The 23,306-nt window shown below is 69.9% G+C and carries 22 protein-coding genes; 13 read left to right on the forward strand and 9 right to left on the reverse strand.

Going from position 1 to position 23,306, the window contains the following annotated elements; translation table 11 throughout:
• Nucleotides 1–33: 33 nt before the first annotated feature.
• From ABDW61_RS02595 to ABDW61_RS02620, 6 genes are all read right to left on the reverse strand, one after another.
• Nucleotides 34–1,344, reverse strand: coding sequence for an efflux RND transporter periplasmic adaptor subunit (locus ABDW61_RS02595; RefSeq protein ID WP_343635901.1), 1,311 nt, complete (start codon nucleotides 1,342–1,344; stop codon nucleotides 34–36).
• A gap of 239 nt (nucleotides 1,345–1,583) precedes the next feature.
• Nucleotides 1,584–1,835 (reverse strand): hypothetical protein, encoded by a 252-nt coding sequence (locus ABDW61_RS02600; RefSeq protein ID WP_343635903.1) that lies wholly within the window; start codon nucleotides 1,833–1,835, stop codon nucleotides 1,584–1,586.
• Between the two features lie 12 nt (nucleotides 1,836–1,847).
• Complete coding sequence (locus tag ABDW61_RS02605; RefSeq protein ID WP_343635905.1) at nucleotides 1,848–2,186, reverse strand: hypothetical protein; 339 nt, start codon at nucleotides 2,184–2,186, stop codon at nucleotides 1,848–1,850.
• A 167-nt stretch (nucleotides 2,187–2,353) separates the two neighbouring features.
• The gene (locus ABDW61_RS02610; protein WP_343635907.1) at nucleotides 2,354–3,286 is read right to left on the reverse strand and encodes a pseudouridine-5'-phosphate glycosidase; all 933 of its coding nucleotides are present in this window, start codon (nucleotides 3,284–3,286) and stop codon (nucleotides 2,354–2,356) included.
• A gap of 29 nt (nucleotides 3,287–3,315) precedes the next feature.
• Nucleotides 3,316–4,401, reverse strand: a complete 1,086-nt coding sequence (locus tag ABDW61_RS02615; protein ID WP_343635909.1) for a carbohydrate kinase — start codon at nucleotides 4,399–4,401, stop codon at nucleotides 3,316–3,318.
• Between the two features lie 211 nt (nucleotides 4,402–4,612).
• Entirely contained in the window at nucleotides 4,613–6,133 is a 1,521-nt protein-coding gene (locus ABDW61_RS02620) for an aldehyde dehydrogenase family protein (RefSeq protein ID WP_343635911.1), read from the reverse strand.
• Nucleotides 6,134–6,382: 249 nt separating this feature from the next.
• Here ABDW61_RS02620 and ABDW61_RS02625 point away from each other — a divergent pair, with 249 nt between their 5' ends.
• Nucleotides 6,383–8,416: a sigma-54-dependent Fis family transcriptional regulator gene (locus ABDW61_RS02625; RefSeq protein ID WP_343635913.1), complete on the forward strand. Its 2,034-nt coding sequence runs from the start codon at nucleotides 6,383–6,385 to the stop codon at nucleotides 8,414–8,416.
• 208 nt (nucleotides 8,417–8,624) lie between these two features.
• Here the strand turns inward: ABDW61_RS02625 and ABDW61_RS02630 are convergent, their stop codons facing one another.
• Entirely contained in the window at nucleotides 8,625–9,035 is a 411-nt protein-coding gene (locus ABDW61_RS02630; protein WP_343635915.1) for a hypothetical protein, read from the reverse strand.
• The gene (locus tag ABDW61_RS02635) at nucleotides 9,032–9,997 is read right to left on the reverse strand and encodes an endonuclease/exonuclease/phosphatase family protein (protein ID WP_343635916.1); all 966 of its coding nucleotides are present in this window, start codon (nucleotides 9,995–9,997) and stop codon (nucleotides 9,032–9,034) included. Before ABDW61_RS02635 ends, ABDW61_RS02630 begins: the two co-directional genes overlap by 4 nt.
• Nucleotides 9,998–10,227: 230 nt before the next feature.
• Between ABDW61_RS02635 and gph the strand changes: the two genes are divergently transcribed.
• Nucleotides 10,228–10,893 (forward strand): phosphoglycolate phosphatase, encoded by a 666-nt coding sequence (gene gph / locus ABDW61_RS02640; protein WP_343635918.1) that lies wholly within the window; start codon nucleotides 10,228–10,230, stop codon nucleotides 10,891–10,893.
• A gap of 20 nt (nucleotides 10,894–10,913) precedes the next feature.
• Here the strand turns inward: gph and ABDW61_RS02645 are convergent, their stop codons facing one another.
• The gene (locus tag ABDW61_RS02645) at nucleotides 10,914–11,594 is read right to left on the reverse strand and encodes a chalcone isomerase family protein (protein ID WP_343635920.1); all 681 of its coding nucleotides are present in this window, start codon (nucleotides 11,592–11,594) and stop codon (nucleotides 10,914–10,916) included.
• A gap of 380 nt (nucleotides 11,595–11,974) precedes the next feature.
• On the opposite strand from ABDW61_RS02645, the gene trpE reads away from it, so the two are divergent.
• The 11 genes from trpE to nagZ all read left to right on the forward strand — a co-directional run bounded on the left by trpE (nucleotide 11,975) and on the right by nagZ (nucleotide 23,286).
• The gene (gene trpE / locus ABDW61_RS02650; protein ID WP_343635922.1) at nucleotides 11,975–13,459 is read left to right on the forward strand and encodes an anthranilate synthase component I; all 1,485 of its coding nucleotides are present in this window, start codon (nucleotides 11,975–11,977) and stop codon (nucleotides 13,457–13,459) included.
• Nucleotides 13,460–13,479: 20 nt separating this feature from the next.
• A complete protein-coding gene (locus ABDW61_RS02655; RefSeq protein WP_343635924.1) occupies nucleotides 13,480–14,064 on the forward strand; it encodes an aminodeoxychorismate/anthranilate synthase component II in 585 nt (194 codons plus the stop codon).
• Entirely contained in the window at nucleotides 14,061–15,143 is a 1,083-nt protein-coding gene (gene ltaE / locus ABDW61_RS02660; protein ID WP_343635926.1) for a low-specificity L-threonine aldolase, read from the forward strand. Before ABDW61_RS02655 ends, ltaE begins: the two co-directional genes overlap by 4 nt.
• A gap of 13 nt (nucleotides 15,144–15,156) precedes the next feature.
• Entirely contained in the window at nucleotides 15,157–16,197 is a 1,041-nt protein-coding gene (gene trpD, locus ABDW61_RS02665) for an anthranilate phosphoribosyltransferase (RefSeq protein WP_343635928.1), read from the forward strand.
• Between the two features lie 36 nt (nucleotides 16,198–16,233).
• Nucleotides 16,234–17,025: an indole-3-glycerol phosphate synthase TrpC gene (gene trpC / locus ABDW61_RS02670; protein ID WP_343635930.1), complete on the forward strand. Its 792-nt coding sequence runs from the start codon at nucleotides 16,234–16,236 to the stop codon at nucleotides 17,023–17,025.
• Nucleotides 17,025–17,726, forward strand: coding sequence for a uracil-DNA glycosylase (locus ABDW61_RS02675; protein WP_343635932.1), 702 nt, complete (start codon nucleotides 17,025–17,027; stop codon nucleotides 17,724–17,726). The genes trpC and ABDW61_RS02675 overlap by 1 nt, the downstream gene beginning before the upstream one ends.
• Before the next feature lie 169 nt (nucleotides 17,727–17,895).
• Complete coding sequence (locus tag ABDW61_RS02680) at nucleotides 17,896–18,840, forward strand: BadF/BadG/BcrA/BcrD ATPase family protein (protein ID WP_343635934.1); 945 nt, start codon at nucleotides 17,896–17,898, stop codon at nucleotides 18,838–18,840.
• Nucleotides 18,841–18,856: 16 nt separating this feature from the next.
• The gene (locus ABDW61_RS02685) at nucleotides 18,857–19,600 is read left to right on the forward strand and encodes a GntR family transcriptional regulator (RefSeq protein ID WP_343635936.1); all 744 of its coding nucleotides are present in this window, start codon (nucleotides 18,857–18,859) and stop codon (nucleotides 19,598–19,600) included.
• Nucleotides 19,597–20,718 (forward strand): N-acetylglucosamine-6-phosphate deacetylase, encoded by a 1,122-nt coding sequence (gene nagA, locus ABDW61_RS02690; protein ID WP_343635938.1) that lies wholly within the window; start codon nucleotides 19,597–19,599, stop codon nucleotides 20,716–20,718. The genes ABDW61_RS02685 and nagA overlap by 4 nt, the downstream gene beginning before the upstream one ends.
• Complete coding sequence (locus ABDW61_RS02695) at nucleotides 20,715–21,737, forward strand: SIS domain-containing protein (protein WP_343635940.1); 1,023 nt, start codon at nucleotides 20,715–20,717, stop codon at nucleotides 21,735–21,737. The genes nagA and ABDW61_RS02695 overlap by 4 nt, the downstream gene beginning before the upstream one ends.
• 67 nt (nucleotides 21,738–21,804) lie before the next feature.
• The gene (gene nagZ / locus ABDW61_RS02700; protein WP_343635942.1) at nucleotides 21,805–23,286 is read left to right on the forward strand and encodes a beta-N-acetylhexosaminidase; all 1,482 of its coding nucleotides are present in this window, start codon (nucleotides 21,805–21,807) and stop codon (nucleotides 23,284–23,286) included.
• Nucleotides 23,287–23,306: the final 20 nt, after the last annotated feature.

Genomic DNA, 23,306 nt, shown 5'->3' on the forward strand with positions numbered 1-23,306 from the left:
GGGGGCGGGGGCGTCGAATCGGAGCCGGGGGGCTCAGGGCGCGGCGACGTCGGTGGCGGACGCGCCACCGCCCGCGGCGGCGGAGGCCGCAGCCAGGCGCGCGGCCGCGGCCGGATCGACCGCGGCGGGCTGGGTGCGCAGCGGCGTGCCGGGGCGCAGGTTCTGCTTGCCGTCGAGCACGACCATCGCGCCGGCGTCCACGCCGTCCACCACCGCCATCTCGCCGAAGGTGTAGCGCAGCTTGACGGGCTTGAGCTGGGCGGTCTTGTCCGGGCCGACCACGTAGACCTGGCGATCGCTGCCGCGCAGGATGATCGCGGCCTGCGGGATCACCACGACGCCGGGCAGGCTGCGCAGCGTCATGCGCACCCGCAGGTACTGGCCCGGCCAGAGCTTCTGCGCGCCGTTCTCGAACTCGGCCTTGAGCTTGATGGTCCCGGTAGTGGCGTCGACGAGGTTGTCCACGAAGATCAGCTTGCCGCGCGCGACGGCGTCGACCGGCTTGCCGCCGCGGCTGTCCTTGCGAGAAGGGCCGCCCTCGATGGCGGGAAGCACCACCTGGACTTCGGGCGGCGCGGCCTTGGCGTTGCCGCCTTGCGGGCGCATCGCGTCGAGCACCGGCGCGAGTTCGGTCTCGGGCAGGTTGAAGCTGATGGCGATCGGATCGATCTGGACGATGTTCACCAGCGGCGTGCCGGTGGCGCTGGCCTGGACCAGGCTGCCGGGCCAGACGTTGACGGCGCCGGCGCGGCCGGCGAAGGGGGCGCGGATCTCGTTGTAGCTGAGCGCGACGTTGGCGGACTGCAGCGCGGCCGCGTCGCCGTCGACCAGGCTGCGGCCGGCCTCAAGGTTGGCCAGCGCCGTGTCGACCGCGCTTTGCGCGACGAACTTCTGGGCGAGCAGGTCCTTGGCGCGCTCGTACTGGCGCTGCAGGTCGGCGAGGCTGGCCTTGTCGCGGGCGAGCTGGGCGCGGGCCTTGTCGAGGTTGGCGCGGTCCGCGCGCTCATCGAAGCGGAACAGCGGCTGGCCCTTGGCGACGGTCTGCCCGTCGCGTACCAGGACGTCGCGGACGGTGGAGGTGGTCTGGGCGCGGATGTCGACCTGGTTGATCGGCGTGACGGTGCCGCTGGCCTCGACAGTGACCGGCACGTCGCGGCGCTGCGCGGTGACGACGCCGACCAGCTGCGTGCCGCCCGCGCCCGAGGCCCCGCGCGCCGGCGCGGGGGCGCCGTCGGCGGTGACGGCCCCGGACCGGCCATCGGCCGATCGGGCCTTCCACCACCATCCCCCGCCGGCCAACAGCAAGAGGACGATCAGGGACAGGGCGAGGGACTGGCGGCGCATGAACACGTTCTCCAACGACGGTCTTCTTCGAGGGGCGCGGAAGCTTAGGCCGCGGCCCTGCGATGAATGTTTCGTTCAGGTTAATCCTGCGTAGGACAGAGGAAAACCTGTGCGATTTGGAGCGTGTCCGCTGCGCGGCGGCCTGGATGCCCGCCGATGGAGTGTGACAAACGGCAGGGGAACGGTGTGGCTTGGCAATCAACCAACCGGCGAAGCGCCGGTTGGTTGAATGGGAGCCGTCATCTGAGGAAGGGCGGGTCGAGTCGACGCAAAAGCTGGCGGACCGGCCCCGCCATCAGCACCGCATTGGCAGTCAGGACTGATTCGAAGAGCCAGAACTCTTCGGAATTACTTTCGCGAAGCGCAAGTGCTGCCGAACCGAGAAGCCATCCCGAGGCTGCGAGGCCCAGCGTGGGTGCCAGGCCGCGCCGATATTGCATGGCGGCAAGGCTGCAAAGCTGACACGCCGCGATCAGGATCAAGGCGCTCATGTCATAGCACCTTCACTGCGACGATTGCTTGGGGAGATTCTTGTCATTGGACATCCACGCGCCGAAGGTGCCGATCGCCGTCCCGCCCATTTGAGCCGCGATTCCTCCCGCACCACGCACGAGCGTGCCCGCGCCGCCAAGCAGTCCGCCGATCGCGCCATAAGCCACGGCGTGGGCGAAGCCCACCGCCGTCCCCGATCCTCGCGTGTCGAGCAGGTAGCCGAGACCCGCACCAAACGCCCCAATCGCGGGACCTACGACAAGCGGTCCTAGCCCGCCTCGGATCTGATCGATCTCGTCGTCGTTCAACACCTGGGCGGCCGCCAATGAGCCCATCACTGCCGTACTCATGAGAACTCCTTCAATTGCCGGCCGACATGGCCGGTGGAGAGCAATTCTTCAGAGACAGCCGATGCGCTGCCATTCCCGGAACAAGTCAAATTTCTGACTGGTTTGAGTGGGTGCTGGGGGCTCAGGCTTGCGGGTGAGGAGCGGCGTGAGAACCAGCCGCCGTGGGTTCAGAAGCCCTTGAGCGCCTTCGCCAAGGCGGCGCCCACCTTGGCGTTGTGCTTGACCAGCGCGATGTTGGTCGCCAGGCTCGCGCCGCCGCTGAGGTCCTTGATGCGGGCCAGCAGATAAGGCGTCACCGCCTTGCCGCTGATGCCTTGCGCCGCGGCTTCGCCCAGCGCCTGCTCGATGAATCCGTCGATCAGCGCCTTTGGCATCTCGTGCTCGACCGGGACCGGGTTGCTGATGACCGCGCCGCCGCCCAGGCCCAGCGCCCACTTCGCGCGCAGGAACCTGGCCTGCTCCGCCGGCGCGTCGATGCGGAAGTCCGCCTTCAGTCCGCTGTCGCGCGTGTAGAACGCGGCGAAGTTCTCCTGGCCCACCGACAGCACCGGCACGCCGTGCGTCTCCAGGTATTCCAGCGTCAGCGCCAGGTCCAGGATGCTCTTGGCGCCGGCACACACCACGGCCACCGGCGTGCGCGCCAGTTCCTGCAGGTCGGCCGAGATGTCGAAGCTGGTCTCCGCGCCGCGATGCACGCCGCCGATGCCGCCGGTGACGAAGACCTCGATGCCGGCCAGCCGCGCGCAGATCATCGTCGCGGCCACCGTCGTCGCGCCGATGCGGCCCGTCGCCAGCGCGAAGGGCAGGTCGCGTCGGCTCAGCTTCATCGCCTCGGGCGACTTGCCCAGCAGCTCGAGCTGCTCATCGCCCAAGCCGACGCGGATCTTGCCGTCCAGCACCGCGATCGTCGCGGGCACCGCGCCGTGCTCGCGCACGATGGCCTCGACCTCGCGGGCCGTCTGCACGTTCTGCGGATACGGCATGCCGTGGGAAATGATGGTCGACTCCAGGGCCACCAGCGGGCGGCCCTCGGCTCGTGCGGCGGATACCTCGGGCGAGAAATCGATCAGGGTCGGGTCGAAGCGGTCTTGCGTGTTCATGCGGTCTCTTTTGGATTCTTGGAAAGGGGTCAGACGAGCAGCGCCGGGCTCAGCGCCTCGCTGACCGTCGCGTCGCTCTGCAGCGTCAGCGCGGCCAGTCGCAGGCCCAGCGCACAGGCGCTGCGCAGGTCGTCGGGATCGCGGTGCAGCGCCGCGGCGATGCCGGCGGTCATCGCGTCGCCGGCACCGGTGACTTCGCGGATGGCCGCGGGATCCAGCGGTGGCGGGGCGAGCAGGGCGAGTTCATCGCCTTCGGAGTGGCGCACGCCCCGCGCGCCGTCGCTGATCACCAGCCGCTGCAGGCCGGCCTCGCGCAGCGCATGCCAGGCGCCGCGGAGCGCGCCGTCGTCGGGCAGCGCGCGGCCGACCAACGCCTGCAGTTCGCCGCGATTCAGCACCAGCAGCTCCACGCCGCGCAGGTCGGGGCCCAGGCGCGCCATCTTTGGTTCCGACACGGCGACGAGCAGCAATCGCTGCTCGCGCAGGCGGGCCTCGGCGCGCAACTCGTCGAGCGTCTCGCGCGGCAGGTTCAGGTCGGCAACGAGCCAGCGCGCCGGCGCCCGCTGCGGTGCGGTCTGGCGCAGGAACGCGGGATCGAGCCGGTCGGTGAGTTCCATGTGCGCGAGCGCCAGCACCAGCTCGCCGTGCGGATCGAGCACCGCGGTGTAGCTGCCCGTCGCCGCGTCCACCGCCTGCAGCGAGCCCGCGCAATCGACGCCGAGCGCCTGCAGCTGCGCCAGCAAGGCCTGCCCCGCGGCATCGCGGCCGACGGCCGTCAGCAGATGCACCGGCAGGCCGAGCCGCGCGAGGTTCTCGGCGATGTTGCGGGCGACGCCGCCGGCGGTCTCATGCTGGGTCGCGGGATTGGAGCTGCCCATGCGCAGCGGCCCGAGGCCACGCAGCTTGCGGTCGAGGTTGGTGCCGCCTATGCAGACGATGGGCTGGCGCTGCGGGAGCACATAGGCGCGACCGAGGATGCGGCCCTCCTTCGTCAGCTGCGCCAGATGGCCAGCGACTGCCGAGCGCGACAGGCCGAGCTGGTCGGCCAGTTCCTGCTGGCTGATGAAGGGGTTGGATTCGACCAGGGCGAGCAACTGGTCCTTGGATGAAGACATCGGCCCATTCTAGACAAATGTTTTCAACAAAGACAAATGTCCAAAATTCACAATCTTTGCCCGTATTTCCCCCTCGCCCCCGCCAGGGGGAGAGGGAAGGGGAGAGGGGTCTCGCCGCAGCGCTGCTGCCCATCGAACCGCCCCCTCTCCCCCGCCCTCTCCCCGGCGGGGCGAGGGAGTGGGATATCAGCGGCGGCCAGTGCCAGCAATCTCAGAAGAACCCCAGCTTCTTCTGCGAGTAGCTCACCAGCAGGTTCTTGGTCTGCTGGTAATGGTCCAGCATCATCTTGTGGGTCTCGCGTCCGATGCCGGACTCCTTGTAGCCGCCGAACGTCGCATGTGCCGGATACGCGTGATAGCAATTGGTCCAGACGCGTCCGGCCTTGATCCCCTTGCCCATCCGGAACGCCGTGTTGATATCCCTCGACCACACCCCCGCGCCCAGGCCATAGGGCGTGTCGTTGGCGATGCGCAGCGCCTCCTCCTCGGTCTTGAAGGTGGTGACGGCCAGCACCGGGCCGAAGATCTCCTCGCGGAAGATCCGCATGTCGTTGGTCCCCTTGAACAGCGTCGGCTGGATGTAATACCCGCCCGCCAGCTCCCCGCCGAGTTCCGCGCGTCCGCCGCCGATCAAGCATTGCGCCCCTTCCTGCTTCCCGATCTCGAGGTAGGACAGGATCTTGTCGAGCTGCATCGAGGACGCCTGCGCGCCCATCATCGTGTCGGTGTCGAGCGGGTTGCCCTGCTTGATCGCCTTGACGCGGTCGATCGCGCGGGCGATGAAGCGGTCGTAGATCGATTCATGGATCAGCGCGCGCGACGGGCAGGTGCAGACCTCGCCCTGGTTGAACGCGAACAGCACCAGCCCTTCGATCGCCTTGTCGAACAGGTCGTCGTCCTGGGCGGCGATGTCGGGGAAGAACACGTTGGGGCTCTTGCCGCCCAGCTCCAGCGTGGCCGGGATGAGGTTGGTCGCCGCCGCCTGCGCGATCACGCGTCCCGTCGCCGTCGATCCGGTGAACGCCACCTTGGCGATGCGCTTGCTCTGCGCCAGCGGCATGCCCGCCTCCTTGCCGTACCCATTGACGATGTTGAGCACGCCCGGCGGCAGCAGGTCGGCGATCAGCTCGGTGAGCACCAGGATGCTCACCGGCGTCGACTCCGCCGGCTTGAGCACCACCGCATTGCCCGCGCCCAGCGCCGGCGCCAGCTTCCACGCGGCCATCAGGATCGGGAAGTTCCACGGAATGATCTGGCCGACGACGCCCAGCGGCTCATGGAAGTGATACGCGACGGTGTTCGCGTCGATCTCGCTCAGCGCCCCTTCCTGCGCGCGCAGGCAGCCGGCGAAGTAGCGGAAATGATCCACCGCCAGCGGCAGATCGGCGTTCAGCGTCTCGCGCATCGGCTTGCCGTTGTCGATGGTCTCGGCGTAGGCCAGCCGCTCCAGGTTCTGCTCGATGCGATCGGCGATGCGCAGCAGCACATTCGCGCGCTCGGCCGCGGGCGTGGCGCCCCAGCCCTGCGCCGCCGCATGCGCGGCGTCCAGCGCGAGCTCGATGTCCGCCGCGTTCGAACGCGCCGCCTGCGTGTAGACCTGCCCGGTGATGGGCGTGATCACGTCGAAGTACTGGCCGTCGCGCGGCGCGGTCCATTGGCCGCCGATGAAGTTGTCGTAGCGCGGCTTGAATTGCAGCGGCGCGCCGGCCGCGTTGGGTTTGGCATAGATCATGGGGATGTCTCCGTGCAGGAATGGAAGGGTGCCGGACGCCTTCTTGCACGGCGCGTGCCAGGGCCGCGCGGCGCCTCGCTTCGCGCCGAAGACCCCGCCGGCCGGCGTAAAGCCCCTTCCCAAGCCGCAAGCCTTTGGTCAGGATCGCTCCACAGACTGATCCGCGATGAGCCCGCGCGGCACAGCTGTTCCGCAATGGAACACCCGCATCGCGCGAGCGGCTCGAACCGGACGCAAGGAGACGACACGATGGTGAAAACCCCGAGCGGCGCCATGCCGGCGTCCCGGCTGCTGCGCGCGGCGCGGCGCGAATTGCTGGACACCGGCCGTCTGAGCGTCGAGGTGCTGGACGAAGGGCTGAGCCGCAGCTGGCTGCGCAGCCGCGACTTCGGCCTGAGCCCCGTCGGCCGTCCGCCGGGCGCGCCGCATGCGTCGAGCGCTCAGCTGCGGCGCGCACTGGAGCGCCAACACGAGCTGGTCGCCCATGCGAGGCCGGTGATGGAGGACCTGTTCGAGCAGACCCGCGACAGCGACAGCCTGGTGATCCTGGCCGACGCGCAGGGGCTGCTGCTGGGGGCGCTCGGCGATGGCCGATTCGTCGACCGCGCGCAGCGCGTGGCACTGCGGCCGGGCGCGATCTGGGACGAACGCTGGCGCGGCACCAACGCGATCGGCACGGCGCTGGCGGAACAGCGGCCGGTCTCGGTGCTCGGCGGCGAGCACTTCCTGGAGCGCAATGGGTTCCTCAGCTGCACCGCCGCGCCGATCCGCGATCCGCAAGGGCGGGTGCTGGGCGTCCTCGACCTCTCCGGCGAGCAGCGCGGCTTCCAGCGGCACACGCTGGCGCTGGTGCGATCGGCGGCGCGGATGGTGGAGCACCGGCTCTTCCAGACACGGCACGCGGATGGACTGCGGCTGCAGCTGCACGTGCAACCCGAAGGGCTGGGCACGCCAACCGAGGGCCTGCTCGCCCTCAGCGACGACGGCTGGATCCTCGGCTGCAATGCGGCGGCGCAGGCGTGGCTGGGCGCCGAGGCGGCGCGTGCCAGTCCGCTCGAATCGCTGCTGCCTGTCCGGTGGAGCGAGCTGATGGATGGGGCGCGGTCGGGCGGGGAGGGGGCACGGCTGGTTCGCCGCGAGGGCGCGCCGTCGCTCTGGGTGCGGATGGAGGCGCCGAGCGCATGGCGAGTGCGGCTGGCCCGCAGCTCGCCGGCTGTCGTCGAGATGGACCCCGACGCCGACGCCGGCGCGCAAGTGGCGAGACCGGCGTCGAGACCGCAGCCCGGCGCCGTGGCGCAGGTCATGGCCGCTGCGGCCGCGGATGCGTTGCAGGCTTTGGACCTTGGCGACGCGGCGATGCATCAGGCGGTGCTGCGCGCGCGGCGCGTGCTCGACAAGCCGATCCCGCTGCTGCTGCAAGGGGAGTCGGGCGTGGGCAAGGACGTGTTCGCGCGAGCGGTGCATGACAGCGGACCGCGGCGCGAGCGCGCCTACGTGGCGGTGAACTGCGCCGCCCTGCCCGACTCCCTGATCGAGGCCGAGCTCTTCGGGTACCGCTCGGGCGCCTTCACCGGGGCGTCGCGCGAAGGCGCATCAGGGCGGCTGCGCGAGGCGCATGGCGGGACCTTGTTCCTCGACGAGATCGGCGACATGCCGCTGCCGCTGCAGGCCCGGCTGCTGCGCGTGCTGCAGGACCGGCTGGTGCAGCCGCTGGGTGGCGGACCGCCGGTTCAGGTCGACTTCCAGTTGATCGGCGCGAGCCACCGCCCGCTGCGCCAGCTCGTGGCGCAGGGCCAGTTCCGCGAAGACCTCTACTACCGCCTCAACGGCCTGACGCTCAGCCTGCCACCGCTGCGCGAGCGTCAGGACCTGCGGCGGCTCGTGGAGCGGCTGCTGGCCGCGATCGAACCGTCGCGGGGCGTCGTGCTCGACCCGGCGCTGGAGCGCGAGTTCTCGGCCTATCGATGGCCGGGCAACATCCGTCAACTGGAGCAGGCGCTGCGCATCGCCTGCGCGCTGATGGAGCCTGGCGAATCGGTGATCCGGCGCGGCCATCTGCCGGACGACCTCATCGAGGATCTGGATCTGCGCGAGCCGGTGCCGGCCACGACGTCCGAGCCGGCGCCCGCAGCTTCGATGCTGCGCGAGCAGTCTCGCGCGCACGCGCACCGCGTGCTGGCGGACTGCGCCGGCAATCATTCCGAGGCGGCGCGTCGTCTGGGCATCGGCCGCAACACGCTGTACCGCTTGCTGCGCGAGCGTGCCGGCGGCTCCGCGGTGTAGGGCAACGCCTCACGTGGCCATCAGCCATCCGCCGAAGCCGCGATGCGGCGAACGCGCCTTCTGCGCGCGCGCTGGGGCCCGTATTCTTTCGTTCATGCGGTCCAAGGTTTCTGGTGGTGGATTGCAGAGGCGCAAGCCGGACGTCAATGGGTAAGGCGGGCATCCGAAAGGATGTCCGCCTTCGTCTTTGGGGCTTGTCGTTGGGGCTTCAGCGATTCGCGAAATGCTGGATCGCGCGGCCGACCCGTGCGGTCTCGAGCAGATTGCCCAGTTCCTCCATCAGTTCGTCGCCGTCGCTGCAGTAGAGGCTCTGGAACTCGTAGACGAGATTGACGCTGTAGCCGCCGTGGCTGTCGATCTCCCAGCCCGCGATGATCCGGCCTTCGTGCTCGTTCTCGGTGCTCCGGATGACCAGGCGGTGCCTGAGGTCGGAGATCCGCATCACCTCCTCGTCCTCGGCATTGCGGAACTTGCCCACGAACAGCCTGGCGTTGCCGAAGGTGGCGCTGCGCACGGCGGCGTCGAGCTGCTCGAGGATGCGTTCGATCTCGGCGCGCTCGCCGTCGGCGGTGGTGGCGTTCTCGATGCCGGTGCGGATGCGTTCTGCGAAGTCGATCATGCGAAATACCTTTCAAGATGGCCCACGATGGGGAGGTGATCGAAGACCCTGTGCGCCGGCGGGCGCTCGAGGTCGAGTTGCGGTACGGACGCGACTCGGGTGTCGGCCTCGTTCAGGCGCCAACCCGAGCGTCCGAACAGCACCGCTGACGAGACGATGACCTGATCGAAGGTCCTCCATCGCGAGCAGGTCCCGCCGTGGTGGAGATAGGTCCCCGGATCCGCTTGTGCGCAGGCGGGCGCCTCGGGTTGGAAGGAACTCAGGTGGCGCCAGAACGGGTTGTAGAGCAGCCTCGGATTGCGCCGGACCTTCTCCCGATCCCGGCTCGCGTGGAGATAGCGCTCCAGGCCTTCGTCGAAGGGCTCGTCGTTGAAGTCGCCGATCAGCAGGACATTCGAGACGTCCTCGATCGAGGGGATGTGATCGTCGATCCAGCGCCGCAGGTGGGCCGCGATGTGGGTCCGTTCGCTGTCATGCCGGTCCATGTGGAGCCGGCTGGGCCAGTGGGACGCAATCAGCGTGAAGGGGTATTCGTCCTCGTGGTGCGGCTGGACGCTGAAGTGCAGGCCGACCTTGATGAAGGCATTGCCCTCCTTCTTGATGATCGGGTGGATCAGCGTCACCTGGAGCCGGCGGGTGCGGCTCAGCACGCACAGGGAGAAGCGGCCGCGGCCCGCCGGAACGAAGGCTTTCAGCCATGTGAACTCGGTGCGCGCGATCTCGCAGCGGGCGCGCAGGCGATGGGCGCAATCCTCAGACATCTCCGCGAGCGCGATGAGATCAGCGCCGTTGTCCTCGATGAGATGCTGAAGCACGCCGGCAGCGGCGTCGATATGGGCGTCTGTGACGGGCCTCCTGCCGCGCGGCGGCGCCAGGCCGGTGTTCCACCATGCAATGCACAGGCCTGGATCGGTGTGGGACAGCTGGATCTTCATCGGGGGAAGGCGGACGTCGCCGAGCATGTGGAGGACATCGCCAGCCCTTGCGGGGCGGCGGCCTTTCCATCGCGCATTTCGCGGGGAAGGCAGTCACTCTACGTGTCGGGATTTCACGCCGCCAGCGCTTGATCGCTCTCCTTTTGATGCACTTTCCGCCGCCGATGCCGAGCATCAGTCAGCGGACCCACCGACAATGGTGGGAGCCTGCGGATACGATGTCGCGCGCCGCATCGACTCCCGCTTTTTCAGCCGAGATGATCCTTCCGCTCCATCCCATTCCCACCGCCTTCATGGTCGACCTCGACGGCACGCTCGTCGATACGCTGGGCGATTTCGTCGCGGTGCTCAACCGCGTGATGGCCGACATGGCGCTGCCGCCGGTCGAGCGCGATTTCGTCGAGCACACCATCGGTCAGGGCAGCGAGCACCTGATCCGCAGCGTGCTCGCCGAGGCCGGCGCGCCGCAGGCGCGCTACGAGGAAGCCTGGATCCTCTACCAGCGCCATTACGAGGTGCTCAACGGGCAGCACGCCGACGTGTTCCCCGGCGTGGTGGAGGGACTCGAGGCGCTGCGCGCGCTCGGCCTGCCGATGGCGTGCCTGACCAACAAGCCGGCCGCGTTCGCGCGCGAGCTGCTCAGGCGCAAGGGCCTGGACGGCTATTTCGACCGCGTCTTCGGCGGCGACGACTTCGAGCGCAAGAAGCCCGACCCGCTGCCGCTGCTCAAGACCTGCGAATCGATGGGCTCAGCGCCGGCGACGACCTGGATGATCGGCGACTCCAGCAACGACGCGCGCGCCGCGCACGCGGCCGGCTGTCCGATCGCGCTGGTGAGCTACGGCTACAACCACGGCGAGCCGATCCGCGAGGTGTCCGCGCAGCGCCACATCGACCGGCTCGACGAACTGCTGCGCGGCTGAAGCCGCGGAGGCCTTGCGCCTCAGCGGCTGCTGCCGGCCGCGTTGCGATTGCTGGCCGGCTTGGCGCCGCCCAGCAGCGCCACCTTCAGGTCGCTGTCCGCCGGCGACTTGCCCAGCCAGATCTTCAGCAGCATGTGGAAGAAGTCCTCGCCCTTGATGGGCTCGCCGGGGATCAACTGGCCGTTGACGAAGATCACCGTGCCGGTGCCCGGGATGTAGTCCACGCCGAAGGTCTCGCCGCTCTTGAGCTTCTTCTTCTGCACGAAGATCTCGGACATCCGCAGCACGCCGCTGATCGAGCGGCCGAATTCCTCGCGCGAGGCGTTCTGCTCCATGCCCTTGGTGAAGAGCTTGCCCAGCTCCTCGCCGTCGATGTCGCGCAGCATCTGGATGTGGATGCGCTTGGGGCCGGTGTTGGCCAGCACCGCCTCGGCCGTGGCGGCCTTCGCGTTCAGGTACAGGCCGGCGGTGTAGACCTTGAAGATCGCCTTGTACCGGATGCCCGCCCCATTGAGCACGAGCTTCTGGCCGGCCACCTCGACGGTGCCGTCGTACTTCACGCCGGCCACCTCGACCGGCGCGGCGGCGGTGGCCGCGCTCACCGTTGGCGCGGTCTGGGCGGTCTGGGCGGACGCCGCGATGGGCATCAGGAGCACGGCCGCGAGCAGGCCGGCGGTCGTCGGGACAAGGCGCTTGGACATGGTGTCTCCTTCCCTCCAAGGAAGATCGGCCGGCTCCGCGGCCGGCTCTGGGCGCGAGTATGGGCCATGGATCCAAGGGCCGGACATCCGGGATCGTCCTGCTACACTGCCCGCCACCATGTTTATCACGCGCAAGCACATCAAGGGGTCGAACGACCGGGGAGCCTGGCCCTGGCGATCCTGGCACGACTTCATCTGAAGCCGCCTGCTGCTTGCCACCCGCCGTCCACCGTCTACCCCGGGACGCGGGTCACCGTCACACTCTTGCTGCACCCTTACCCGACGGGGCAGGTCCAACAGGCGACCTGAGTTTGCGCATGCGCGCGCGTGACCTGTTGCGTCACTGACGCCGCGCCGCGCCCGACAAGAGGCTTGACGACGTGATCACCGAACTGGAATTCCAAAGCCTGGCCGCCGATGGCTACAACCGCATCCCGCTGCTCAGCGAGGCCTTCGCGGATCTCGAGACCCCGCTCTCGCTCTACCTGAAGCTGTGCGCCGGCAACGGCCCGGGCCGCCACAGCTTCCTGCTGGAGTCGGTGGTCGGCGGCGAGCGTTTCGGCCGCTACTCCTTCATCGGGCTGCCGGCCCGCACCGTGCTCAAGAGCGAGGGCCGCACCACCCGCGTGATCCGCGACGGCGCGGTGATCGAGACCCACGAGGGCGATCCGCTCGCCTTCATCGAGGCCTACCAGCAGCGCTTCAAGGTCGCGCTGCGGCCGGGCATGCCGCGCTTCTGCGGCGGGCTGGCCGGCTACTTCGGCTACGACGCGGTGCGCTACATCGAGCCGCGCCTGGCGGCGTCCACGCCCGAAGGCGGCCTGCCCACGCCCGACGTGATGCTGCTGCAGTGCGAGGAGCTCGCCGTCATCGACAACCTGTCGGGCAAGCTCTACCTGATCGTCTACGCCGACCCCTCGCAGCCCGAGGCCTACTTCAAGGCCAAGAAGCGCCTCACCGAGCTGAAGGACAAGCTGAGCTACTCGGTCGCCGCGCCGCGCGTGGCGCGCGCCCAGGCGCATCCGGTCGAGCGCGAGTTCGCCAAGGCCGATTTCCTGGCGTCGGTCGACAAGGCCAAGGCCTTCATCGCCGCGGGCGACTGCATGCAGATCGTCTTCGGCCAGCGGCTCAAGAAGCGCTACACCGAATCCCCGCTGAGCCTGTACCGCGCGCTGCGCTCGCTGAACCCCAGTCCCTACATGTACTTCTACGACATGGGGGACTTCCAGATCGTCGGCGCCTCGCCCGAGATCCTGGTGCGCCAGGAGCAGACGCCCGAGGGCCGCAAGGTGACGATCCGCCCGCTGGCCGGCACGCGTCCGCGCGGCGGCACGCCGGAGCAGGACCAGGCGCTCGAAGTGGAGCTCAAGGCCGATCCCAAGGAGCGCGCCGAGCACCTGATGCTGATCGACCTGGCCCGCAACGACATCGGCCGCATCGCGCAGACCGGCAGCGTGAAGGTGACCGACGCGTTCGCCGTCGAACGCTACTCGCATGTGATGCACATCGTCAGCAACGTCGAGGGCCTGCTCAAGCCGGGCATCGGCAACATGGACGTGTTCCGCGCCAGCTTCCCGGCCGGCACGCTGTCGGGCGCGCCCAAGATCCGCGCGATGGAGATCATCGACACGCTCGAGCCCGTCAAGCGCGGCATCTATGGCGGCGCCTGCGGCTACCTGAGCTTCGGCGGCGACATGGACCTGGCCATCGCGATCCGCACCGGCGTGGTCATGGACCAGGTGCTGTACGTCCAGGCGGCTGCGGGCATCGTGGCCGATTCGGTGCCCGAGCTCGAATGGAAGGAGACCGAGGCCAAGGCCCGCGCGCTGCTGCGCGCGGCGGAACTGGTCGAGGAAGGCTTCTGAGGCTGACGACGGAGAACGACATGCTGCTGATGATCGACAACTACGACAGCTTCACCTTCAACCTGGTGCAGTACTTCGCCGAGCTCGGCGCCGACGTGAAGACGGTGCGCAACGACCAGATCACGCTGGACGAGATCGCCGCGCTCCAGCCGAGCCATCTGGTGCTCTCGCCCGGCCCCTGCACGCCGAAGGAAGCCGGCGTGTGCGTACCGGCGATCCAGCGCTTCATCGGCCAGCTGCCGATCCTGGGCGTGTGCCTGGGCCACCAGAGCATCGGCGCGGCGCTCGGCGGGAACATCATCCGCGCCAAGGTGCAGATGCATGGCAAGTCCTCGACCATCGCGACCGACACGCGCGGCGTGTTCAGCGGGCTGCCGGAGCGCTTCGACGTGATCCGCTACCACTCGCTGGCGATCGAGGAGGCGACGCTGCCCGCGGAGCTCGAGATCAGCGCCCGCACCGACGACGGCGAGATCATGGGCGTGCGCCACCGCGCGCTGGCCGGCACCGCCACGCCGCTGGAAGGCGTGCAGTTCCACCCCGAATCCATCCTCTCCGAGCATGGCCACGCGATGCTCAAGAACTTCCTGGAGTTGGCGCGATGAATGCGAGCACGAATGCGGGCAGGAATGCGGGCAGGAATGCGGACGCGGCGGTCGTCGACCTGCGCAGCGACACCGTCACCCAGCCCACCGCCGGCATGCGCGCCGCGATGGCTGCGGCACCGCTCGGAGACGACGTCTTCGGCGACGATCCGAGCGTCAACGCGCTGCAGTCGGCGCTGGCGGAGCGGCTGGGCTTCGAGGCGGCGCTCTTCATGCCCACCGGCACGCAGAGCAACCTGTGCGCGCTGATGGCGCATTGCCAGCGCGGCGACGAGTACATCGTCGGCCAGTTCGCCCACACCTACCGCTGGGAAGGCGGCGGCGCCGCGGTGCTGGGCTCGATCCAGCCCCAGCCGCTGAACCACGCGCCCGACGGCTCGCTGCCGCTGGCCGACATCGAGGCCAACATCAAGCCCGACGACGCGCACTTCGCGCGCACCCGGCTGCTGGCGCTGGAGAACACGATCGGCGGCAAGGTGCTGCCGATGGACTACCTGGCCGCCGCGTCCGAGCTGGCGCGGCGTCACGGCCTGGCCCGTCACCTGGACGGCGCGCGCCTGTTCAACGCGGCCGTCGCCGTGGCCGCCGCCGAGGGCGGCGATCCGTATGCCGCGGCGCGGCGCATCTGCGCGCATTTCGACAGCGTCTCGGTCTGCTTCTCCAAGGGCCTGGGCGCGCCGGTGGGCTCGGTGCTGTGCGGCTCGCGCGAGCTGATCCAGCGCGCGCACCGCTCGCGCAAGATGCTCGGCGGCGGCATGCGCCAGGCCGGCGTGCTCGCGGCGGCGGCGCATCACGCGCTCGACCACCAGGTCCTGCGCCTGGCCGATGACCATGCGCTCGCCAGCCGCCTGGCCGAGGGCCTGCGCGGACTGCCCGGCCTGACGGTCGAGGCGCCGCAGACCAACATCGTGTTCTGCGATGTCGACAAGGACATCGCCGCGGCGCTGGTCGCGCATCTGAAGGCGCAGGGCGTGCTGGCGACGGGCTTGTACAAGCTGCGCTTCGTCACACACCTGGATGTCGACGCCGTGGGCGTCGACCGCGCGATCGCGGCGGTGCGCCGCTTCTTCAACGCCTGAGCGGGAGGCCACCATGCCCATCACCGACAACGAAGCGCTGACGCGGGTCATCGAGCACCGCGAGATCTTCCACGACGAGATGCTGGCGCTGATGCGCCGCATCATGAGCGGTGACATCTCGCCGGTGACCGCCGCGGCGATCCTGATCGGTCTGCGCGTGAAGAAGGAGACCATCGGCGAGATCACCGCCGCCGCGCAGGTGATGCGCGAGTTCTCCGTCAAGGTGCCGATCGCGCCGGGGCCGCACCTGGTCGATGTCGTGGGCACCGGCGGCGATGGCGCGCACACCTTCAACATCTCGACCTGCTCGATGTTCGTCGCCGCGGCGGCGGGCGCGCAGGTCGCCAAGCACGGCAACCGCAGCGTCTCGTCCAAGACCGGCAGCGCGGACGTGCTGGAGGCGCTCGGCGTGACGCTGTCGCTGCCGCCGCAGGCGGTGGCGCGCTGCGTCGAAGCGGCCGGCATTGGCTTCATGTTCGCGCCCAACCACCATCCGGCGATGAAGAACATCGCGCCCGTGCGCAAGGAGCTGGGCGTGCGCACGATCTTCAACATCCTGGGGCCGCTGACCAACCCGGCCGGCGCGCCCAACATCCTGATGGGCGTGTTCCATCCGGACCTGGTGGGCATCCAGGTGCGCGTGATGCAGCGCCTGGGTGCGGAGCACGCGGTCGTGGTCTACGGCAAGGACGGGATGGACGAGATCTCGCTGGGCGCGGCGACGATGGTCGGCGAGCTCAAGCACGGCGAGATCCGCGAATACGAGATCCACCCGGAGGACTTCGGCATGCCGATGGTGGCGAGCCGCAACCTGCGTGTCGGCGGTCCGGAGGAAAGCCGGCAGATCCTGCTGGGCGTGCTCGGCAACGAGCCGGGCGCGGCGCGCGACATCGTGCTGCTGAACGCCGGCGCGACGCTGTACGCGGCCAATGTCGTCGAGTCCATCGCCGACGGCGTGGCCAGGGCGCGGGTGGCGATCGAGTCGGGCGCGGCGAGGGCCAAGCTCGACCAGTTCGTCGCCGAGACGCAGAAACAGGCCGCCGCGCACGCGTGAGGCCGGTAACGGAGAGAGAACCGGAGAGAGAACCGCATGTCTGACATCCTGGATCGCATCAACGCCGTCAAGCGCGAGGAGATCGCCGCGGCGCAGGCCAAGCTGCCACTGGCCGCGCTGCGCGCCGAGGCCGAGTCGCGCGCCGAGCCCACGCGCGGCTTCGTGAACGCGCTGCGCGCGAAGATCGCCGCGGGCCGCAGCGGCGTCATCGCCGAAGTGAAGAAGGCCAGCCCGAGCAAGGGCGTGCTGCGCGAGGACTTCCGTCCCGCCGACATCGCCCGCAGCTACGAGCAGCACGGCGCGGCCTGCCTGAGCGTGCTGACCGACACGCCGCACTTCCAGGGCTCGGTCGAGTATCTGAAGCAGGCGCGCGCCGCGTGCGCGCTGCCGGTGCTGCGCAAGGACTTCATGATCGACCCGTACCAGGTCTACGAAGCGCGCGCGATGGGCGCCGACTGCATCCTGCTGATCGCGGCCAGCCTGGACGATGGCCAGATGGCCGAGCTCGAGGACTGCGCGCTGGGGCTCGGCCTGGACGTGCTGGTCGAAGTGCACGACGGCCACGAGCTCGAGCGCGCGCTGCGCCTGAAGACGCCGATGGTCGGCATCAACAACCGCAACCTGAAGACCTTCGAGGTCACGCTGGACACGACGCTGGGCCTGCTGAAGCAGGTGCCGGCGGATCGGCTGCTGGTGACCGAGTCAGGCATCCTCGGCCCGGGCGACGTGGCACGCATGCGCCAGGCGCAGGTGAACGCCTTCCTCGTCGGCGAGGCCTTCATGCGCGCGCCCGATCCGGGCGCGGCGCTGGCGGCGCTGTTCGGCTGATGCCGGCGACGCTGAGCGCCATCGACTGGCAGGTGGGTGACGGCTGGCAGCCGCTGGTCGACGCCTGGCGCGCCAGCGCCGAGGGCCAGCGCATCGAGGCGCTGCTGCGCGAGCGCCTGGCGACAGGCGCGGCGATCTATCCCGCCGATCCGCTGCGCGCGCTGCGCTTGACGCCGCTGGCGAGCGTGCGGGTCGTCATCGTCGGCCAGGACCCGTACCACGGGCCGGGGCAGGCCGAGGGACTCGCGTTCTCGGTGCCGGCGGGGCAGAAGCTGCCGCCGTCGCTGCGCAACATCTTCAAGGAGCTGCTGCGCGACCTGGGCCAGCAGCCGGCGATCTCTGGCCACCTGTCGGCGTGGGCCAGGCGCGGCGTGCTGATGCTCAACACCAGTCTGACCGTCGAGGACGGCGCCGCCGGCTCGCACGCGAAGAAGGGCTGGGAATCGCTGACCGACGCGCTCATCGCCGCGACGGCGAAGGACCCGGCGCCGAAGGTCTTCCTGCTGTGGGGGGCGCACGCGCAGGCGAAGGCGCCGCTCGTCGAGGCGGCGGGCCATGGACACCTGGTGCTGGAGGCGAATCACCCGTCGCCGCTCTCGGCCACGCGCGGGCCGGCGCCCTTCATCGGCTGCGGGCACTTCTCGACCGCGCGCGACTGGCTCAAGGGCCAGGGCGTCGACTTCGAGTGGTCGCTCGACTGAAGGGACCGCGCAGGACGCGCGCCCCTTCCGATTTCACTCGCGCGCCATCACTGGTACGTTGGTGGTTATCATCCGCAAGCCCCTAGCGGAGCGATTTGTGCATCAGGGTTAAGTCCAGTGCGCTACCAATTGACGCTTCGCGTTTTTTGGTACTAAACTGGTATTAATCATGACGAGCCACTCCCTGGCGGACGCCTGGTCCGCGCCCTTGCAGCCGCAGTTCGCGGCCGTTCGCTTCCTGGTGGGAGTGGATGGCGGCGGCACTGGCACTCGGGTCCGGCTCAGCGATGTCCACGGACGTCTGCTCGGCCAGGGGTGGGCCGGCCCGTCCGCGCTGGGGCAGGGCATCGCGCAGGCCTGGCGCCACATCCAGATGGCGGTCCAGGAAGCCGCCGCCAAGGCCGGCCTCGAACGGCTGCCGCTGGCCGACACCGCGATCGGTCTCGGCCTCTCCGGCGCCGGCGTCGCCGCGCAAGCGCAGGCCTTCGTCGCGCAGCAGCCCGGCTACGCCCACATCGAACTCGTGAACGACGGCACCACCTCCGTCATCGGCGCCCACGCAGGCCGCCCCGGCGGTGTGATCGCGGCGGGTACCGGCACGGTGGGCGAGGCGCTGCGCGCCGACGGCTCGCTGGTCTGCGTCAGCGGCTGGGGCTGGATCGGCGGCGACGAAGGCAGCGGCGCCTGGCTGGGAATCCAGGCGATGCGCATCGCGCAGAAGGCCATGGACGGCCGCGCTGAACCCGGCCCGCTGGCCCGCGCCGTGTGGGCTGCCGCCGGCTGCGCGCACGACCAGGACCGCGACGCCGTCAACGCCTGGGTCGCCCAGGCCGGCCAGCATGCCTACGCGCAGCTGGCGCCGCTGGTGTTCGAGCACTCGGACGCCGACCCGGCCGCTCACGCGCTGGTCGCGCAGGCGGTGGCGGAACTGGAGCAGCTCGCGCTCGCGCTGGACCCTTCGCAGCAGCTGCCGCTGTCGCTGGCGGGCAGTGTGGCGCAGCGGCTCGCCGCGCTTTTCTCAGGCAACATTCGGGCCCGTTGCGTGTCGCCTCAGGGCGACTCGGCCGACGGCGCGCTGCGGCTGGTCCGCGGCGCTCTCTCCGAAACACGTTGAGAAGAAGAGACGCCCGATGAGCACCAAGCTGCCCTTCCAGTTCAAGCCCGACTCCGCCGCCGCCTCGCCGCTGTACATGCAGCTGGCCCACAAGCTGGCGCAGGCGATCCGCGAAGGCCAGTACCAGGCCGACGAGGCCCTCCCGTCCGAACGCGTGCTCTCCGAATCCCTGGACCTGTCGCGCGTCACCGCGCGCAAGGCGATCGATCGCCTGGTCGAGCAGGGCCTGATCGTGCGCAAGCGCGGCTCCGGCAACTACATCGCGCCCAAGCTGGAGCAGCCGCTCTCGCGCCTGACCAGCTTCTCCGAGGAACTGCACCAGCGCGGCTTCAAGCCTAGCAGCCGCTGGCTGACCCGCGGCTTCGCCATGGCCGCGCCCGACGAGCAGCTGTCCCTGGGCCTGACGACGGGCCAGCGCGTCGCGCGCCTGGAGCGTCTGCGCCTGGCGGATGCCGTGGTCATGGCCTATGAGCTGTCCGTGCTGCCCGAGGCCGTGCTGCCCGAGCCGCAGAAGGTCGAGTCCTCGCTTTACGAGCACCTGGCCCGGCACGGCGGCGCGCCGGTGCGCGCGCTGCAACACATTCGAGCCATCAACGCGGATTCGCGCTTGGCCGGCCTGCTGGAAGTTCCGGTGGGCCAGGCGGTGCTGTTCATCACGCGGGTGGGTTATCTGGACCAGGGGCAAGCCGTCGAGCTGACCCATTCCTATTGCCGCAGCGATTACTACGACTTCGTCGCGGAGATGAGGCGAGACGGATGACGGCCCAGCACATCGACGGATTCATACTGACACCCAGCGGTTTCATCCGCGGTGTGCTGGAACATCAAGAAGGACGCGTGACCCGCATAGACGGGAGCGCGGTCCCCGAGCATGAGGCGCGCCACGGCGCGCAAGACCTGCCCCTGGTGCTGCCCGGGTTCATCGACACCCACGTCCACGGCGGCGCCGGCCACGACACGATGGAAGGCGGCGAGGCCGCCGCGCGGCTCGCGGCGCTGCATGCGAAGCACGGCACCACCTCGCTGCTGGCGACGACGATGACCGCGCCGCTGGACGAGATCCGCCATGCGATGCGCGCACTCGCGCCCGCCTGCGCCGAGCGGCCCGCCGGCGGCGCCCGCGTGCTGGGCGTGCACCTCGAAGGGCCCTACATCAATCCCGGCAAGCTCGGCGCGCAGCCGGACTTCGCCAAGGCCGCGTCGATCAGCGAGATCCGCGAGCTGCACGCGATCGCGCCGATCCGCCTGATCACGCTGGCGCCGGAGCTGCCCGGCAACCTGGACCTCGTGCCGTTGCTGCGCGAGGCCGGCTTCCAGGTGCAGATCGGCCACACGCTGGGCACCTACGAGGACGGCGTGGCCGCCCTCGGCCGCGGCGCCGGCGGCTTCACCCACCTGTTCAACGCGATGACCGGCCTGCACCACCGCGAGCCGGGCATGGTCGGCGCGGCGCTCGCGCATGCGCAGTACGCCGAGATCATCCCGGACCTGCTGCACGTGCACCCCGGCGCGATTCGCGTCGCGCTGCGCAGCATCCCGCGGCTGTTCTGCGTCACCGATTCGACGGCCGCGGCCGGTATGCCCGATGGCGAATACAGCCTCGGCCGGCACCGCGTCACCAAGTGCCTGGGCGGCGTGCGCCTGCCCGACGGCACGCTGGCCGGATCGACGCTGACCATGGACCAGGCGCTGCGCAACCTGGTGCTGAAGCTGGGCCTGCCGCTCGAGGACGCGTCGCGGCGCGTCTCGACGCATGCGGCCGATTACTTGGGTCTGGATGACCGGGGCCGGCTGGCTCCGGGCGCCTGGGCGGATGTCGTGGTGATGGACCGTGGCTTGCAGTTGCAACGCGTGGTCGTGGAAGGGGAATCGATATGACCTCGCGAATGCTGGAAGAGGCGCTGAGCGCGCCGCAGGTGGTGGCCCGTCAGATGGCCGCCGATCAGGGCGCTTATGCGGCGCTGGGCGACGCGCTGCGCGAGCAGCCGCCGGCCGCGCTGCTGACGATCGCGCGCGGCAGCTCGGACCACGCGTCCAACTACCTGGCCTACCTGGTCATGGCGCGCCTGGGCCGGCTGGTGACCTCGCTGCCGATGTCGCTGATCACGCTCTACCAGAGCCGCATCGAGAGCAAGGGGCTGCTGTCGCTGGCGTTCTCGCAGTCGGGTCAGAGCCCGGACCTGGTCTCGCCGACGCAGTACTTCCGCGCCAACGGCGCGCGCACGGTCGCCTTCGTCAACGCCGAGGGCTCGCCGCTGGCCGCCGCCGCCGAGCACGTCTTCCCGCTGCACGCCGGCGTCGAGCAGAGCGTGGCCGCGACCAAGAGCTACATCGCGCAACTGGTCGCCGGCGCGCGCGTCGTCGCGGCCTGGCAGGGCGACGAGGACCTGTCCGCCGCGCTGCAGGCGCTGCCGCAGGCCATGGAGCAGGCCGCGCGCCAGCGCTGGGACGTGGCCGTCGATGCGCTGAAGGATGCGGACAAGCTGTTCGTGATCGGCCGCGGCACCTCGCTGCCGATCGCGCTCGAGGCCGCGCTCAAGTTCAAGGAGACCTGCGGCATCCAGGCGGAGGCCTTCTCCGGCGCGGAAGTGAAGCACGGCCCGATGGCGCTGGTCGACGAGGGCTACCCGCTGCTGGTCTTCGCGCCGCGCGGACCGGCGCAGGCGGGGCTGCTCGCGCTGGCCGAGGAAATGCGCGGCCGCGGCGCGCGCGTGCTGCTGGCGGCGCCGGAAGGCACGCCGGGCGCCGAACTGCCGCTGAGCTGCACCGGCAATGAGGACCTCGATCCGATCGCCGCGGTGCAGAGCTTCTATCCGATGGTGGAGGCGCTCGCGCAGGCGCGCGGCCTGAACCCCGACCAGCCGCGCCATCTGGCCAAGGTCACGAAGACGCATTGATTCCCGCAGGCATCCCGCCAGGGGCCCGCATGGATTCCCCATTGATTTCCGGCAGCAAGAGAACGACATGAGCGAGACAGCATTCCATCCGGGCCGGCTGGTGATGGTGGACATCCAGGGCAAGCGCCTGGATGCGGCCACCGCCGCCTTCCTGCGCGACAACCGGATCCGCGCGGTCTGCCTGTTCCGCAAGAACCTGGGCACCGAGGCCGAGGTCCGCCAGCTGACGCGCGACCTGCGCGAGGCCATGGGCCCGGATGCGCTGATCGGCCTGGACCAGGAGGGCGGTTCCGTCGTGCGCGCCACCTTCCTGCCGCAGCCGCCGTCGGCGATGGCGCTGGGCGCGGCGGGCGACGAGGGGCTGGCCGAACAGGTCGGCGCCGCGGTGGCGCGCGGGCTGCGCGGCATCGGCATCAACTGGAACTTCGCACCCGTCACCGACATCAACAACAACGCCGCCAACCCGGTTATCGCCGAGCGCAGCTTCGGCGAGACGGCGGAACTCGTGACGCGCCTGGCCGGCGCGTGGATGAAGGGCTCGATGGCGGCGGGCGTGGCCTGCTGCATCAAGCACTTCCCGGGACACGGCGACACGCATGTCGACTCGCACCTGGACCTGCCGACCGTGGACAAGTCGCGCGCCGAGCTCGACGCGCTCGAGCTCAAGCCTTTCAGGGCGCTGCGCGACGCGGCCCCGTCGATCATGACGGCGCACATCGTCTATCCGAAGATCGATCCGCACTATCCGGCGACGCTTTCGAAGACGATCCTCGGCGGCATCCTGCGCGGCGAGTACGGCTACGACGGCGTGGTCATCACCGACGCGCTGATGATGAAGGCCATCGCCGAGCGCTACGGCTATGCGAAGGCGGCGGTGCTGGCCATCAACGCCGGCGCCGACATGATCCTGGCGCAGGGCTCGCTGGACGAGCAGGCGCAGGCCATCCACGCGCTGCAGGACGCGCTCACGCGCGGCGAACTGAGCGTCGAGCGCGGCCGGCAGGCGCAGGCACGGCTGGACCGGCTGGCGCGCGATTTCCCGATCCATTTCGACGACTACCAGGGCGCGCGGCGCGAAGCCGACGACGCGCTGATGCGCGCGGCCTGGGCGGCGGGCCTGAGCGCGCTGCGCGGCGCCACGCCGCCGGCGATCGACCGGCCGATCCGCGTGTTCGTGCAGGACGAGGTGCCCACCGACGGCGTCTCCGAGGCCGGACCGACCGGCGCGCAGGTGAGGGCGCTTTTCAACGGCCATGCGGACGTGGAATTCGTGTCGCTCACCGACATCACGGCGCTTGACTGGGCGACGGTGCCGCGCGATGGCCGCTTCAGCATCGTGGCCTCGACGCACCGCGCGCGCTATGGCGACAACGCTGGCGCGTGGGCGCCGGACCTGCACCTGGTGCTGTGGAATCCGTTCCAGGCGCTGGACGTCGACGCGCCGACGGTGATCAGCTGGGGCTACGCGGACGGCGCGCTGGCCGCCCTGGGCGCGTGGCTGCAAGGCCGCGGCGAGGCCGGCGGCCAGTCGCCGGTGACGCTGAACTGAGCATCGATCCGAGGGCCTCG

The sequence above is a fragment of the Roseateles sp. genome (genome assembly GCF_039595595.1).
Lineage (GTDB): Bacteria > Pseudomonadota > Gammaproteobacteria > Burkholderiales > Burkholderiaceae_C > Roseateles.

Bases quoted from the DNA above. Each gene is read 5' to 3' on its own strand.
- ABDW61_RS02635 (WP_343635916.1), bottom strand. From the start codon at position 9,997: ATGCTCGGCGACGTCCGCCTTCCCCCGATGAAGATCCAGCTGTCCCAC.
- ABDW61_RS02625 (WP_343635913.1), top strand. From the start codon at position 6,383: ATGGTGAAAACCCCGAGCGGCGCCATGCCGGCGTCCCGGCTGCTGCGC.
- gph (WP_343635918.1), top strand. From the start codon at position 10,228: ATGATCCTTCCGCTCCATCCCATTCCCACCGCCTTCATGGTCGACCTC.
- ltaE (WP_343635926.1), top strand. From the start codon at position 14,061: ATGAATGCGAGCACGAATGCGGGCAGGAATGCGGGCAGGAATGCGGAC.
- nagZ (WP_343635942.1), top strand. From the start codon at position 21,805: ATGAGCGAGACAGCATTCCATCCGGGCCGGCTGGTGATGGTGGACATC.
- ABDW61_RS02630 (WP_343635915.1), bottom strand. From the start codon at position 9,035: ATGATCGACTTCGCAGAACGCATCCGCACCGGCATCGAGAACGCCACC.
- ABDW61_RS02680 (WP_343635934.1), top strand. From the start codon at position 17,896: ATGACGAGCCACTCCCTGGCGGACGCCTGGTCCGCGCCCTTGCAGCCG.
- trpC (WP_343635930.1), top strand. From the start codon at position 16,234: ATGTCTGACATCCTGGATCGCATCAACGCCGTCAAGCGCGAGGAGATC.
- ABDW61_RS02615 (WP_343635909.1), bottom strand. From the start codon at position 4,401: ATGTCTTCATCCAAGGACCAGTTGCTCGCCCTGGTCGAATCCAACCCC.
- ABDW61_RS02695 (WP_343635940.1), top strand. From the start codon at position 20,715: ATGACCTCGCGAATGCTGGAAGAGGCGCTGAGCGCGCCGCAGGTGGTG.
- ABDW61_RS02655 (WP_343635924.1), top strand. From the start codon at position 13,480: ATGCTGCTGATGATCGACAACTACGACAGCTTCACCTTCAACCTGGTG.
- ABDW61_RS02620 (WP_343635911.1), bottom strand. From the start codon at position 6,133: ATGATCTATGCCAAACCCAACGCGGCCGGCGCGCCGCTGCAATTCAAG.
- ABDW61_RS02595 (WP_343635901.1), bottom strand. From the start codon at position 1,344: ATGCGCCGCCAGTCCCTCGCCCTGTCCCTGATCGTCCTCTTGCTGTTG.
- nagA (WP_343635938.1), top strand. From the start codon at position 19,597: ATGACGGCCCAGCACATCGACGGATTCATACTGACACCCAGCGGTTTC.
- ABDW61_RS02610 (WP_343635907.1), bottom strand. From the start codon at position 3,286: ATGAACACGCAAGACCGCTTCGACCCGACCCTGATCGATTTCTCGCCC.
- ABDW61_RS02645 (WP_343635920.1), bottom strand. From the start codon at position 11,594: ATGTCCAAGCGCCTTGTCCCGACGACCGCCGGCCTGCTCGCGGCCGTG.
- ABDW61_RS02675 (WP_343635932.1), top strand. From the start codon at position 17,025: ATGCCGGCGACGCTGAGCGCCATCGACTGGCAGGTGGGTGACGGCTGG.
- ABDW61_RS02605 (WP_343635905.1), bottom strand. From the start codon at position 2,186: ATGAGTACGGCAGTGATGGGCTCATTGGCGGCCGCCCAGGTGTTGAAC.
- trpD (WP_343635928.1), top strand. From the start codon at position 15,157: ATGCCCATCACCGACAACGAAGCGCTGACGCGGGTCATCGAGCACCGC.
- ABDW61_RS02600 (WP_343635903.1), bottom strand. From the start codon at position 1,835: ATGAGCGCCTTGATCCTGATCGCGGCGTGTCAGCTTTGCAGCCTTGCC.
- ABDW61_RS02685 (WP_343635936.1), top strand. From the start codon at position 18,857: ATGAGCACCAAGCTGCCCTTCCAGTTCAAGCCCGACTCCGCCGCCGCC.